The organism is Shewanella sp. SM29, assembly GCF_025654245.1.
Taxonomy (GTDB): domain Bacteria; phylum Pseudomonadota; class Gammaproteobacteria; order Enterobacterales; family Shewanellaceae; genus Shewanella; species Shewanella oncorhynchi.
This window is the reverse complement of record NZ_JAKKRN010000034.1, coordinates 18,404-32,767: the sequence shown is the minus strand read 5'-3', so window position 1 is coordinate 32,767 and position 14,364 is coordinate 18,404. Positions and strand designations below refer to the sequence as shown.

Annotated in this window: 11 protein-coding genes; 5 read left to right on the top strand and 6 right to left on the bottom strand. The window is 42.8% G+C overall.

Annotation, left to right across the window (positions count from 1 at the left end; genetic code table 11):
• Positions 1–36: 36 nt before the first annotated feature.
• Both yaaA and L5L77_RS18675 read right to left on the bottom strand, forming a co-directional pair.
• Complete coding sequence (gene yaaA / locus L5L77_RS18680) at positions 37–810, bottom strand: peroxide stress protein YaaA (protein WP_131525270.1); 774 nt, start codon at positions 808–810, stop codon at positions 37–39.
• Between the two features lie 129 nt (positions 811–939).
• Entirely contained in the window at positions 940–2,382 is a 1,443-nt protein-coding gene (locus tag L5L77_RS18675; protein WP_113941318.1) for an alanine/glycine:cation symporter family protein, read from the bottom strand.
• Between the two features lie 428 nt (positions 2,383–2,810).
• On the opposite strand from L5L77_RS18675, the gene L5L77_RS18670 reads away from it, so the two are divergent.
• The 5 genes from L5L77_RS18670 to L5L77_RS18650 all read left to right on the top strand — a co-directional run bounded on the left by L5L77_RS18670 (position 2,811) and on the right by L5L77_RS18650 (position 9,806).
• Positions 2,811–5,177 (top strand): phosphoketolase family protein, encoded by a 2,367-nt coding sequence (locus tag L5L77_RS18670; RefSeq protein ID WP_105249944.1) that lies wholly within the window; start codon positions 2,811–2,813, stop codon positions 5,175–5,177.
• Positions 5,178–5,415: 238 nt separating this feature from the next.
• A complete protein-coding gene (locus L5L77_RS18665; protein WP_263191550.1) occupies positions 5,416–6,540 on the top strand; it encodes an OmpA family protein in 1,125 nt (374 codons plus the stop codon).
• 250 nt (positions 6,541–6,790) lie between these two features.
• Positions 6,791–7,747: a transaldolase gene (gene tal, locus L5L77_RS18660; protein WP_028760931.1), complete on the top strand. Its 957-nt coding sequence runs from the start codon at positions 6,791–6,793 to the stop codon at positions 7,745–7,747.
• A gap of 19 nt (positions 7,748–7,766) precedes the next feature.
• Entirely contained in the window at positions 7,767–9,404 is a 1,638-nt protein-coding gene (gene pgi / locus L5L77_RS18655) for a glucose-6-phosphate isomerase (protein ID WP_263191551.1), read from the top strand.
• A 216-nt stretch (positions 9,405–9,620) separates the two neighbouring features.
• Positions 9,621–9,806 (top strand): DUF3545 family protein, encoded by a 186-nt coding sequence (locus L5L77_RS18650; RefSeq protein WP_263191552.1) that lies wholly within the window; start codon positions 9,621–9,623, stop codon positions 9,804–9,806.
• Positions 9,807–10,117: 311 nt separating this feature from the next.
• Here L5L77_RS18650 and L5L77_RS18645 read toward each other — a convergent pair whose 3' ends face one another.
• From L5L77_RS18645 to L5L77_RS18630, 4 genes are all read right to left on the bottom strand, one after another.
• Positions 10,118–10,654 (bottom strand): hemerythrin domain-containing protein, encoded by a 537-nt coding sequence (locus L5L77_RS18645; RefSeq protein WP_105249947.1) that lies wholly within the window; start codon positions 10,652–10,654, stop codon positions 10,118–10,120.
• A gap of 236 nt (positions 10,655–10,890) precedes the next feature.
• The gene (locus tag L5L77_RS18640; protein ID WP_263223321.1) at positions 10,891–11,625 is read right to left on the bottom strand and encodes a hypothetical protein; all 735 of its coding nucleotides are present in this window, start codon (positions 11,623–11,625) and stop codon (positions 10,891–10,893) included.
• The gene (locus L5L77_RS18635) at positions 11,618–12,223 is read right to left on the bottom strand and encodes a sigma-70 family RNA polymerase sigma factor (protein WP_168823547.1); all 606 of its coding nucleotides are present in this window, start codon (positions 12,221–12,223) and stop codon (positions 11,618–11,620) included. The genes L5L77_RS18640 and L5L77_RS18635 overlap by 8 nt, the downstream gene beginning before the upstream one ends.
• 45 nt (positions 12,224–12,268) lie before the next feature.
• Positions 12,269–14,140 carry a vWA domain-containing protein gene (locus L5L77_RS18630; protein WP_263223320.1) on the bottom strand — a complete coding sequence of 624 codons (1,872 nt, stop codon included), beginning with the start codon at positions 14,138–14,140 and terminating at the stop codon, positions 12,269–12,271.
• Between the last annotated feature and the right edge of the window lie 224 nt (positions 14,141–14,364).

Here is a 14,364-nt window from a genome sequence, read left to right as displayed (position 1 = left end):
CTGTTCTCTATCAATTAACATCTTATCGATATTTCGCTATTGCTCTTCACGTAAAAACGTTGGATTTGTTAGGGAACTCTGCTCTTCACTATAATAATAACCAGCAACATTAAATGCTTTTAATTCATCTAAAGTGTTAATTTGATGCGTAATGAGATATCTCGCCATCATGCCTCTAGCACGCTTAGCAAAAAAACTGATCACTTTATATTGACCATTTTTACAATCTTTAAATATGGGTGAAATTAATTGCCCTTGAAGTTTTTTAGGCTTTATTGCTTTGAAATATTCATTAGATGCAAGATTGACAATAATATCACTACTCGTTTCAGCAAGCGTTTCATTTACCGCTTGAGTTAACGTCTCTCCCCAAAACTCATATAGGTTTTTACCTTTAGGATTAGAAAGTGCCGTGCCCATTTCTAAACGATAAGGCATAATTAAATCCAGCGGTCTGAGCAAACCGTAAAGTCCAGATAAAATACGTAGTTGTGACTGAGTTCGAGCAATTTCATCTTCAGACAATGTATCAGCATCAAAGCCAGTATACACATCGCCTCTAAAAGCAAAAATGGCCTGTTTTGCATTATCTAAACTAAAATCTGGCCGCCACTCCCCAAAACGTGCCGCATTTAAACCCGCAATTTTATCGCTCACTTTCATTAAAGTGGCGATGTCTGTAGGGGTCAATTGCCGACACACTTGGATCAACTCCTGACTATAAGTTAAAAAATCAGGTTGTGAATACACCTGCGTCAGTGGCGGCTGTTCAAAATCTAAGGTCTTCGCCGGCGAAACCAATATCAACATCAAAAACTCCCAACAGAAACAAAAATATATGCCTATGATACTGAACGAGCATAAAAAAACCACGCTTTAACAGCGTGGTCTTTTCGATTACAACAATCAGTAATGCCTATTGTCGATGCGCTAGGCTAATTAAAGCTTTTTAGCCGGCACAAGACTGGTATCTTGCCAAATATCATCATCAAGCTGATCCATCAACTCAGGAAATTTACTACGATCGAATTCTGGAGTCTTACCCGCGTTGATCTGTTCGCGATAATCATTAATAACGCGAATTGCCAGACCCGATAATAATAATAGAGCAACAATGTTTACCGTCGCCATCAACCCCATCGAAACGTCAGCCAAGTTCCACACTAAACTTATCTTAGCGACGGCACCAAACATGACCATGCCAAGCACACACAAACGGAATAAAGGCAGTGCTTTGGTACTATTTCCCATTAAATACATCACATTTGTTTCAGCGTATGAGTAATTGGCTATGATGGATGTAAAGCAGAATAAGAAAATAGCCACCGCAATAAATGCGCCACCCCAGTCGCCAACATGTGCAGACATGGCATTAATGGTTAATCGAATCCCATCATCACTCGAGCCAATATCCCCTGATAGCAGGATTATCGCAGCCGTTGCAGTACAGATAACGATAGTATCCGCAAACACACCCATCATCTGCACAAAACCTTGGGATGCTGGATGATTAGGGTTAGGCGATGCACTTGCCGCGACATTCGCCGCACTGCCCATACCCGCTTCGTTCGAGAAAAGTCCACGAGCAATACCCGCTTGCATTGCCTGCGCGACAGTATAAGCCACGCCGCCAGCGGCAGCTTCTTGCCAACCAAAAGCACTTTTCACAATTAAGCTAATAATCGCAGGTAATTGTTCTAGGTTGAAAATAACGATAATGAAGGCTACAAGAATGTAGGCTAAGGCCATAATGGGGACAAGAAATTCAGATACTCGCGCGACTTTACGTAGACCACCGACAATCACAAATCCACTGGCAATAACTAGCCCAATCCCTACATAGGTTGGATTAAAACCAAATACTCGCTCCATGGCACCTGTAATAGTGTTAGCTTGTACTGCATTGAATACTAAACCAAAAGCAATGATCAAAAAGACAGCAAATAAAATGCCCATCCATTTCTGACCCAATCCTTTTTCCATGTAGTAGGAAGGACCACCGCGGAACTGGCCATTATGATCTCGGACTTTATAAACCTGCGCTAAGGTTGATTCAACCATAGCAGTCGCCATACCTAAAATAGCGATAAGCCACATCCAAAATACTGCACCTGGACCCGCAGCACCAATAGCAACAGCAACACCGGCCATATTACCAGCACCGACGCGTGCAGCCATACTTGTACAAAAGACTTGAAATGAAGAAAGACCGCTATCGCAACCTTGCCGACTCATGGTCATAACTTTGATGGAATGTTTAAAGTGGGTTAACTGAATAAAGGCAAGTCTAATGGTGAAATAGAGACCAGCTCCTACTAGTCCATATACTAACAACTTACCCCAAAGTAGCGCATTCAAAAAATTAACTATGGTTTCTAACATATTATTTTACTTCTTCCCGTAGCAAATGCTCCTCTAATTGTAATTAAAGGTACAACATCTGTGGTGAATGAATCCTTCCAAGTTAAAGGTAAGAATTTCGGTAGATTTATTTTTTCAAATTATCCTTCCGTGAATTTACAACATCACGGCTACCGAATTCAACGCAGCAAAATAGCACAGTATTCGAAATTGCTCATGTGATCAAGCTCGCGTTTGCACAGTTAAACGTCATTGATATCACATCTTACAACACTAGCTAAGCTACTGTTAAAGCTAGATTAACAAAAGGGCGAAGTTACGCTATTATTTTTAACAGCAAAAACAACTTTTAAAATTTGGATGCAGGGCACATTTTTGTAATAAAACTACAAATATAGTAACCCCATAGAAACTTCAATCATCTCTTGTTTGTTTTAGTGAGGCTTAACATGACACAAATACATGAAATCAATGCTCTGAAAAAGTATGTCAGAGCGACAAACTTTCTTGCGACCTCGCAAATTTACCTCAAACAAAACGTCTTACATAAACGTCCACTTGCCCATACTGATATCAAGCCACGTTTACTTGGCCATTGGGGTACCTGCCCAGGTATTAACTTTGTCTATGCCAACATTAACCGCTTGATAGTGAAACATAACCGCTCTTTTATCTATTTAGTCGGTCCAGGCCATGGTTTTCCCGCTGTACAAGCAAACTTATTCATTGAAGGCTCTTTAAGTCATTTCTACCCAGAAACTATTCCCTACAATGAAACTGGCATCGAAGATATTTGTAAGAAGTTTTCTGCTGCTTATGGTTATCCTTCACATGCAAACCCTGAAGCACCTGGACAAATTCTTGAAGGTGGCGAATTAGGCTACTCACTCTCAGTAGGCTGGGGAGCAGTATTAGATAATCCAGATCTGATCGCAACCGTCTTAATTGGTGACGGCGAAGCAGAAACGGGACCATTAGCCGCATCTTGGTATGCAAACCGCTTAGTTTCACCAGCGACCAGCGGTGCAGTATTGCCAATTGTGCATATTAACGGCTATAAGATTTCCGGTCCTACCCGCATGGGACGTATGAGCCATGAAGAACTGGATCTTGAATTCCGTGGTCTTGGCTATTTCCCCATCATAGTTGATAACGAATTAGAAGAAGATATCTATGTGCAGATGACAAATGCCATGGATACCGCTTATACCATGATCAATGACATTCAACGTCGAGCACGCAGTGGCGAAGACGTAGTTAAACCAAAATGGCCAGTCATTTTAATGCGCACAGCCAAAGGTTGGACTGGTGTCAGTGAATATAAAGGTAAGAAATTAGAAGGTAACTGCGAATCGCATCAAGTAATCGTCAATAAATGTGCTACTGATAAGGGCCATTTAGATGCACTGGATAATTGGCTTGCCAGTTACGATTTCCAAGAACTCTATCAAATGAATGAAAAAGGCGAACTGATTTTTGATGCCGACATTTGTTCATTAATCCCACCCAAACAACTTGCCTGTGGCCGTCAACATTTAACCTATGGCGGAGAAGTTGTTAGAGCATTAACCAATCCAGATCTTGAAAAACTCAGCTATGGCCCAGAAGTACCGCGTGGTCAACGTGGCTATTCAATGTTAAAAATGGGCGAATGGATGCGTGATGCATTCAAGTTAAACCGCGACCAACGTAATCTACGTATCTTTAGCCCTGACGAAACCTATTCAAATCAACTACAAGCTGTATTTGAAGAAACCGATCGTGCATGGCAGTGGCCAATTGAGAGTTGGGATGAAGATATGTCCCGTGAAGGTCGAGTCATTGAACTGCTTTCTGAAAACTTACTTTTTGGCATGCTACATGGTTACACAGTAACAGGCCGCCACGGCATGCTACCCACCTACGAAGCATTCTCACAAGTTATCTCATCGATGGCCGATCAGTACTGTAAATATGTCTACGCCAGCCAAGGCGTACATTTCCGTAAGCCACTGCCAGCCTGTAATGTCGTATTATCTTCATTACTTGAGCGCCAAGATCATAATGGCTATTCACATCAAAACCCATCTTTCCTTGGGGCTATGCTGGAGAAACATCCAAAAATCATCTCGGCTTACTTACCCGCAGATGCCAACAGCACATTGGTTTATACAGAGCGAGCCTTTGCAGACCGTGACAAACTCAATATTCTGGTTGCAGGTAAAAAAGAGCTACCACAATGGCTAAGCTTGGAAGAAGCGCGTAAACAAACAAAAGACGGCGTAATGGTGTGGGATTTTGCCTCAGATGAGAATCCCGATATTGTGCTGGCAGGTTGTGGTGATTATGTCACTCAAGAATGTATGGCTTCTCTAGTATTAATCAGAGAACTCCTTCCAAGAGTGAAAATCCGCTTCGTTAGTGTCACTGAATTAAGCAGTGATGGCTTAGGTAGCCGTAAATTTAAAGAAAAACCTTGGTTAATGGACGAAATCTTTACTCAAGATAAAGGCGTGGTATTCAACTACCATGGTTACCCAAATACAATCAAAAAGTTAATTTTTGATTACAAAGGCAGCCGTCGCTTCAGAATTAAAGGCTACGAAGAAGAAGGTTCAACAACAACGCCATTTGATATGGGTGTTCGTAACGGTACATCACGCTATCACCTTGTAATTGATATGGCTTACAAGCTGTTCCAACAGGGCGTTATTGATGAAACTATGCACGTCTCTATCACCACTGATATGCTGCAAAGATTAGTTGACCACCGCAACTATATTAAAGCGAATGGTGTAGACCCAGTAGAAATCGAAAATTGGGTATGGACACGTTAATAGAAACATCTAATTAACATTAGATTGTAATTTAAAGGCATTCTTCGGAGTGCCTTTTTTGCATTAAAAATACCAGTTACAGAATGACAACCTTTAAAAGGTTAATCTTAATACTGGAAAAAGTTAACAAACCAAGTGATAATTAACCGCTGGCTAAAATATCAAAGGATCCCCACACTAAGTGCTAGCAATGTTTTGCACAAAACCAGCAAAGCATATTGGTGGAGAATCATAATCAATGGACGTAAATAAAATGATGAAGAACACATTAAAAGTAGTATTACTGACATCTCTGCTTCCACTCGCAGCCAGCGCATCTCAGGAACTTACACCTTGGTATGTTGGTGCTGGTTTAGGCGTTAATAACTACGAGCACGTTGCCACTCAGAACGGTGAAGACAGTCCATACGCTTGGGATGTTTTCGCAGGCTACATGTTCAACGATTACTTCGGTGCTGAAATCGGCTTCCGTGATTTAGGTAATGCAGATTGGACTGAAGCAGGTATCAGTAATGATGTCAGCGTTAAAGGTTCAACATTAGGCTTAGTGGGTATTTGGCCTTTGGCTAACCGTTGGAGCTTATCAGCTGAAGCCGGTGTGATGTACTATAGCCTTGAAAACAGCCAAAACTTCAATAACCAATCCACTTCTTACAGTGATTCCGACTTTGCTCCATACTTCGGTGCAGGTGTTGGCTACAACTTCACTGACAACTTGAAGTTACAAGCTAAATATCGCCGTTATGAAGGCTTAGATGACAACGCTGGTGGCAGTGCCGTAGTTCCAGTCAATGCAGATAGCAACTATTGGGGCTTAGAATTAAGCTACCGCTTCGGTTCTGCTGCTGTTGTAGCTCCAGTTGCCGCAGCAGTAGTTGCAGCAGCACCTGTTGATTCGGACAACGATGGCGTTTACGATGACAAAGATCAATGTCCAGCAACACCAGCAACTCACAAAGTTGACTCTGTTGGCTGTACTATCTATGAAAACGTGAAGAACAAAGAAGACGTAGGTTCAATCCAGTTTGCTAACGATTCTGCTGTAGTTAAAAATGTTTACTACAAAGACATCGAAAGATTAGCTAACTATTTGAACAAAAACCCAGCTTTCACTGTTGAAATCGCAGGTCACGCCTCAAATGTAGGTAAACCAGAATACAACATGGAATTGTCTGACAAACGTGCTGACGCCGTTGCCAAGATTCTTATAGAGAAATATGGTATCAGCGGAAGCCGCGTAACTTCTAACGGTTACGGTGTTACTCAGCCATTGGTTGCTGGTGATTCAAAAGAAGCTCACGCTGCGAACCGTCGCATCGAAGCTATCGTGACTACCACAACAAAACAACCTGTTCTGAAGTAATAGTACTTACTGAAGTAAAAAAGTCGCTGCTTGCAGCGACTTTTTGTTTTTGTGGGGTATACACTAGGACAAGCGACGCCCTCTACTGCAGCCAAGATGATAGCCCGTAGCTCGAGCCATACCTTAATAGACATAAAATTGTCATTTTTGTAATTTTTTTACATTCAAGGTTGGAAAAGTTGGCAAAATCGCTTCTAATAGTCATCAGTGAATTCCGAGTTAAAACTGCTACCTGAGAAGGATGTTTTTCATGGCCAATACATTAGAGCAACTCAAGTTATATACCACTATCGTCGCTGACACAGGCGACATCGAAGCGATTAAACGCTACCAACCTGAAGATGCGACCACTAATCCATCACTCATCTTGAAAGCGGCTCAAATTCCTGAATATGAATCCCTTATAGATAACGCTATCGACTGGGCAAAATCACAAAGTACCGATCTCGTGCAGCAACTTGATGATGCCAGCGACAAACTAGCGGTCAATATCGGCGTAGAAATACTGAAACTCGTTCCTGGCCGTATTTCAACTGAAGTTGATGCCCGTTTATCATTCGATAAAGAAAAATCAATCGCTAAAGCCCATAAATTGGTTCGCCTATATAAAGAAGCGGGTGTAGATAAATCACGCATTCTGATCAAACTTGCTTCAACTTGGGAAGGCATTTGTGCCGCTAAAGAACTAGAGCAAGAAGGCATCAACTGCAACTTAACCCTACTATTTAGCTTTGCTCAAGCGCGTGCGTGTGCCGAAGCGGGTGCTTATCTCATTTCTCCTTTTGTAGGCCGCATACTTGATTGGTACAAAAAAGATACAGGTAAAGATTACAATGCCGTAAATGACCCTGGTGTCATTTCAGTTACTGAAATTTATAACTACTACAAACAACACGGTTTTGACACTGTTGTTATGGGTGCAAGTTTCCGTAATATCGGTGAAATTATTGAGCTAGCAGGTTGCGATCGTCTGACCATTGGCCCTTCTCTATTAGAAGAACTGGCTAATTCGCAAGTTGACATCACACCTAAACTGGTTGCAGCAACGACCACTGTCGCTGCAGAACCCCCATTGACTGAAGCACAATTCCGTTGGGACTTTAACCAAGATCCAATGGCGGTTGATAAGCTTGCCGAAGGCATTCGAAACTTTGCGATAGACCAAGGTAAGCTCGAAGTGATGCTCACGGCTAAGCTCGCGAACTAAGTACTCTGGAGACGGTGAAATGACACTCTTGACCCAAAGCTCAACATGGCAAGCTTTATCAGCACACAGTAAAAATGTTCCGCATATGCGGGAATTGTTTGCAACTGACGCGGCACGTTTCAATAAAATGTCGCTATCAGCCTGTGGTTTATTACTGGATTACTCTAAAAACAGAGCAACAGCGGAAACGCTGGATCTGTTATTTGCGTTGGCAAGCAATAGCCAACTTGAAGCAAAAATCAAAGCGATGTTTGCAGGTGAAATCATTAACACCACAGAGAAGCGCGCCGTACTGCACACAGCGCTTCGCAGTACTGCAGAACAATCGATTATTGCTGAGGGTCAAGACATAGTTCCTGAAGTTCAACAAACTCTAGATAAGATGCAAGGGTTTGTGAACTCAGTGACGTCAGGTCAATGGAAAGGTTACACAGGTAAAGCGATAACCGATATTGTAAGTATTGGTATTGGCGGCTCTTTCCTAGGCCCCAAAATCGTCTCTCAAGCGTTGCGCCCTTATTGGAACCCCGAATTAAATTGTCACTTTGTGGCAAACGTCGACGGGACTTCTATTAGTGAGAAGCTGAAGTTACTGGATCCTGAAACGACCTTGTTCATCATGTCATCCAAATCTTTCGGGACACAGGAAACCTTAACGAATACCCTCACCGCAAGAGACTGGTTCCTAGCGAAAGGCGGTTTGCAGTCTGATGTGGCAAAACACTTTGTCGCAGTCACTTCAAACGTGGCAAAAGCGACAGATTTTGGTATCGATGCAAACAATATTTTCCCTCTGTGGGATTGGGTTGGTGGCCGTTACTCTCTCTGGTCAGCGATTGGCTTGCCGATTGCACTTTTGATCGGTATGGATAACTTCAGAGCTCTACTCACGGGTGCGCATCAAATGGATGAGCACTTTGCTACAGCGCCACTGACTGAGAATATGCCAGTTATCATGGGATTACTCTCCCTATGGTACGGAAACTTCTTTAATGCTCAGTCCCATGTAGTATTAACCTACGATCATTATCTGCGAGGCCTACCCGCTTACTTCCAGCAGCTCGACATGGAAAGTAACGGTAAGTCAGTCACCTTAAATGGTACTGATGTTGACTACAGCACAGGTCCCGTCATTTGGGGGGGCGAAGGCACTAATGGCCAACATGCCTACCACCAGCTATTACATCAAGGTACCGCACTGATCCCTGCCGATTTCATTATGCCGCTGCAAAGCCATAATCCTATCGGTGAGCACCATGACCAATTAGCGTCAAACTGCTTCGGTCAAACCCAGGCCTTAATGCAAGGTCGTACTTTTGATGAAGCTTTAGCCGAACTTGCTAATAGCGCATTATCCGCCACAGAGAAGCAGCTGATCGCTCAACATAAAGTCATGCCTGGTAACAAGCCGAGCAATACCTTACTTATGGATAAGCTCACACCAAGTACCCTAGGCGCTTTAATTGCCTTGTATGAACATAGAACATTCGTTCAAGGTGCTATTTGGGATATCAACTCCTTCGATCAATGGGGTGTAGAACTCGGTAAGAATCTCGGTAACGATGTGTTAGCACGCATTGGCGCAGAGCAAGATTCCGATGCTTTAGATGCCTCAAGCAACGCATTGATTAACCTTTATCGACAAGGCAAAATCTAATCGAACAAAAAGCCAGCAATTGCTGGCTTTTTAATTCTACCCCGTTCTTTTTATTAAATTTTCCTACTTAACTCCGCTCTACTTCTGCATATAACATCAATGACATATCACTCAAAGTTCATTTCAACTTAACACAAATGAAACATAATTCTTGCACCCTGTTTTAAAAATATGTTATTTAATCGCTGACAAAACATACAACAACAGGAGGTTGCCATGGATAGTTTAGATTATGGTTGTGCGCTAGATGAAGTCGTTGAAAGACCCGATCGTTCGCGAGGCTCCAATAAAAAGCGTAAATGGCGTGAGATCGAAGCGTTAAAAGATAAGCATCGTTTGCTCAAAGAACTCCAAGAAATCGATAATAACTTTAACTACGACATTGATGCTATCCAGTTGTAATTACATGTTTATATGAGCTAGTTATCATTTCAAACATGAATAGAAAAGCGCCCTTCGGCGCTTTTTTTATTTACAACTATTGGAGCAAACAGAATATAAGCTGGATATGGTCTTACGGGCAGGAATTTTAAAAAATAAATCAACAACAGTAGCTTACGATGGCACCGAACATCATCGACTCCGATAATACTTTACAAATCCCAACCAACTTTGGCTCACGAGACATCGCCGTCAGAATCAAAAATGTGCTCCTCAGCCGTATAAAAACACCAGCTTAAGCCCACAACATGGGCCCAATAAACTAAAGAGTATTAGTCAGACGCTGTGAGATAAACCCGTAAATCTTCAAATTCTTTCTGCTCTCGATCCAGAAACAAAGGATCATCGATCAGCGATTTCTGACACTCTAACTCAATAACTTGCCAATCTTGCTCAGTTAAACTTTTGGCTAACAAAGGAAATATTTCCCGTTCCTCCATCTGCATATGTCGCTCTTGCAATGCGACATACTCTGCAAAATCAACAATCAGTTTCTCGCGGGCAACCACAATATCACTGAGGATCAAGTTTAAAGTCGCCATCAAGGTGGCCGAGGATTGGATCACCGACTCATGTTCGGCACTCAATTTATCGATAGTATCGTTCGTTTTATGGGCTAGGTAGTAGGCATAAATAATGTCTTCAATGGGATGATGGCAACGTTCAGCATATCCTTGCATATATTCAACAATATCGCGCACGACGCTGAAGTTGATTGACTCACCTTCGGATAGTTTCATTTGCTTGTTTTTTAAAACATTTAGCAATACAGCTATATGTTTATGATCATGCATGAGTCTTTTAAGCATAATGCCTCCTGAATATGGGTCTGACTATTGATACTAGCCAAGTCGTGAACTAACACCAATATAACAGGCTAAAACCTGTTCACTTTATGACGTTGATCAAGTAAATCACATACCAAACAGTAAACAGACCACAAACATTAGCACGTCTCGGCATATTTCAGGGAAATTTAGCTGTTTATCTCACCACTTTGCGATTTCTAATCACTTTTTTATTCGTAAATACCACAACCACATAGTCATTTGGCAAGCTGATGTAATTGCTGTTGTAGCTTTTTAAACTCAAGTCTTAATACTTGCTGCGATTCGATTAACTGTGATTCATCGACATCCTTAACTGCAAGATACGGGTAATCCTTGAGAAGTTTTTGTTCAAGCACTAATGCTTGCTCAGTCTCCTTCGCTTCGATGAGGACTTGTAACCGATGTAAATACTCAGTCAATGACACTTGGTTGATTTCAGCAGGCTCAGATAATTTTGGTGCATTCATAGACCTTGCAGCGATAGCGGGGCTAATTGCATCCTGCTGCTCAGTTGCTCCCAATGCGGCTTTAGCTTGCTGCATTTCCGTCTGTCTTTTATGTTCAGCCACGGCTTCTGTTTGCATGTTTAAAGATTGCATCGCTTCAGTATCAGCCATTCTTGCCATCGTTTGTGGCGCAGGGGCACTCATCACCATAGGACTTGGAGCAAGTGCATCTTCGACTTGAGGTCGATTCAGCACCAGCAGACCAACAACAAGCACTAACGATGCCGCGCTCGATAACGCCCAAGGATGGCGTCGCCAGACGGAACTTGGCGCTTCAACGGCGGTTATTTTGCTTTGATGCATTTCAGCTAAGTGAGTTTGCGCCAGCTGTAAGATATCTTGATCAAGTTGCTGCGGTGGAACCTCTAAGGCCTGTTGGCGATACCAAGCCAGCACTTCCTGTTGTAATGCGCGCTCATCAGCACTTGAAGAAGAATTACTCATGACCCGCCTCCTGCCATTTCGCGCTGACACAATCTTTTAGGCTTTGGTAAGCATAACGAATACGGCTTTTAGTCGCTTCTAAGGTCACGCCCGCAATGTCGCTAATGATGGCAGCCGTAAAACCCATTTCAATATTCAGGATAAATGCCTCTTTCTGAACTTGGGGTAACAGTGCGATACAGGTCTTTAGCAATAAGCTCTTTTGCGCTTCTTGCCACTGCACATCGGGTTTATCTTGCTCACCCGCCACAAAAGTATCGAGTCCTACATCATCTTCATCAGTAGCGACTAAATCCACGGGCTTAACCGCCCGCACATGATCAATCAATAAGTTATGAGCGATACGATACAACCAGGTAGTAAACTTAGCACTGGCTTCGTAGTTAGCCGCAGCGCGGATCACCCGCCCCCAGGTTTCTTGATACAAATCTTCAGCTAACTGCTTATCACCTAACTGGCGTACAAAATAGCGATAGAGTGCACCTTTGTGCTTCAGGTATAACTGTTCAAATGCTTTTGAATCGCCCTTGGCATAGCACAACATCAATTGCTCATCTGAGTGCTCATGGTTTGATAATTGCGCTATTGCTAATGCCACGGGAAATTCCTCATCATTGGGGTTAGCCCCACGAATTTACTTTTACTATTGTAATCTCTCATTGCGCGTATTGCTCTTGTCTCTCACTGGCTCGCCATGAAGCTTATCTTGGGGAGGAAAAGGTTTATCCGTACCATCGAATACCTTCTTAATCGGCACATGATTAGATTGCTCTATGGCCGCGGCGGTTTCCATTAATTGCACAAACTCATGGCGATATCCAAAGGGATCGTCCCCTAATGCCGAACGTGCTAACTGGCTTAACTTAGTATAATCAAATTGATGTAGATAATGGCTGCCATTCAGTAATTGCCCTAATCCTGCAACCGCTGCTGCAAATCTAAAATCATCACTCGCTTGTTCTAAAAGCTTAACATTTTGGTCTAACCTGATGGGATAACTCAGTAACTGGCTCTGTGTTTGCTCTGGCAGCTTATATCTCAGTTTAAGGAAAGCGATTTCTTCACGGCTGTATTTTTCTTGCCCCGTTTGAGCATCAACGCCATATCTGAGTTTATCATTCGCCATCTGCCCTGCTTCAACATATCTTAATTCATATAAGGCAGTCACTGTATGACCCGCGCCAATTTCACCCGCATCCACCTTATCGTTGTTGAAATCCTCCCGTGCTAAAGCACGATTCTCATAACCGATTAGACGATACTCAGACACTAAGGCCGGATTAAACTCCACTTGCACTTTGACGTCTTTAGCAATAGTGAACAAGCTTGAACTTAACTCGTCCACCAGCACTTTTCGAGCTTCATTCAGGGTATCGATATAGGCATAGTTGCCATTGCCCTTATCCGCTAATTGCTCCATGAGTTGATCGTTGTAATTCCCCAAACCAAACCCTAAGGTTGTCAGGCCAATACCATGATCTTTTTCCTTCTCAATCAAGGCAATCAAATCATCAAAATCTGTCATACCAACGTTGAAATCACCATCCGTCGCGAGGATGACTCGATTAATACCATGGGGGATGAAATGCTTTTTCGCCAATTGATAAGCTTGTGTGATTCCTTGCCCACCATTGGTTGAACCACCTGGGCTCAATTGCTCTAACGCATAGGTTAAAGTTTGAGTGTCATTACCCGACGCGCCATCGAGCACTACACCAGCAGCCCCTGCATAAACCACAATAGAGACTTTATCCTGCGCGCTTAATTGCGCCGTCAGCAACTTGAGTGCTGTTTGCAGTAAAGGCAATTTATCTGCAGATGCCATAGAACCTGACACATCGAGCAAAAAGACTAAGTTACTAGCACCTAACTGAGATTTAGGTAAGTCATACCCTTTAAGACCAATCCGTAACAGCATCATGTCATCGCTATAAGGGGATGGCGCAAGCTCTGTCGTAACACTAAACGGCGCGGCATTTTTAGCAGGTAAGGGATAATCGTAGGCAAAATAATTAAGCATTTCCTCGACTCTGACTGTACCTTTCTCGGGCAAGCGCCCTTCCCTCAGCATTCGTCTTAAGGTGGCATAACTGCCAGTATCGACATCGATGGAAAAAGTCGATACTGGGATTTCTCCAGCCACCATGATGCCATTTTGTACCAGCGGCTCGAATTTATTTTGTGCTAACGGAATCGCGGCATAGTCTGACGGCATTGGGGCTATGTTCATTCCCATCACTGCACCATGGGTAGACATTTGCATCGGCGCCGCGACTCTGGCCATCTCAATCTGAGTAGCATCACGCATTTCAGCACGGCGCAGTGACACTTCTTTATGACTCTGTTCGGCTTGCAGCTCCGCTTGTCGTTGTTGAGCCTCAGAGCCTTTACCGCCACAGGCCGTTAAACTCAGCATGACTAAGAATAAAGCTGCGCTATTGCTCGCCGATATGTTGACGCTTCCCCAAGATAATAAGGAATGTGCAATGGTTTTCTGGGAGTATATTGTTTTCATGTTGAATGCCTTTGATGTTGACCTAAGGCTGTAAACGGCGCAGATGACTAAAAGGGTTAAAGTATCAAAATATTTTACAAACCATTCTTAAATGAGAATCAAACAGCCTCCAAGCACACTATTTATACAAAACAAAGTATTTTCAATCGTTTTTGCAATCAAGCTCACACTGCGTCTTGTATCAGGTCACTAAAATAGAAGCTTGTTACTCGCCTCGCTATGGG

Bases quoted from the DNA above. Each gene is read 5' to 3' on its own strand.
- yaaA (WP_131525270.1), bottom strand. From the start codon at position 810: ATGTTGATATTGGTTTCGCCGGCGAAGACCTTAGATTTTGAACAGCCG.
- L5L77_RS18675 (WP_113941318.1), bottom strand. From the start codon at position 2,382: ATGTTAGAAACCATAGTTAATTTTTTGAATGCGCTACTTTGGGGTAAG.
- L5L77_RS18670 (WP_105249944.1), top strand. From the start codon at position 2,811: ATGACACAAATACATGAAATCAATGCTCTGAAAAAGTATGTCAGAGCG.
- L5L77_RS18665 (WP_263191550.1), top strand. From the start codon at position 5,416: ATGGACGTAAATAAAATGATGAAGAACACATTAAAAGTAGTATTACTG.
- tal (WP_028760931.1), top strand. From the start codon at position 6,791: ATGGCCAATACATTAGAGCAACTCAAGTTATATACCACTATCGTCGCT.
- pgi (WP_263191551.1), top strand. From the start codon at position 7,767: ATGACACTCTTGACCCAAAGCTCAACATGGCAAGCTTTATCAGCACAC.
- L5L77_RS18650 (WP_263191552.1), top strand. From the start codon at position 9,621: ATGGATAGTTTAGATTATGGTTGTGCGCTAGATGAAGTCGTTGAAAGA.
- L5L77_RS18645 (WP_105249947.1), bottom strand. From the start codon at position 10,654: ATGCTTAAAAGACTCATGCATGATCATAAACATATAGCTGTATTGCTA.
- L5L77_RS18640 (WP_263223321.1), bottom strand. From the start codon at position 11,625: ATGAGTAATTCTTCTTCAAGTGCTGATGAGCGCGCATTACAACAGGAA.
- L5L77_RS18630 (WP_263223320.1), bottom strand. From the start codon at position 14,140: ATGAAAACAATATACTCCCAGAAAACCATTGCACATTCCTTATTATCT.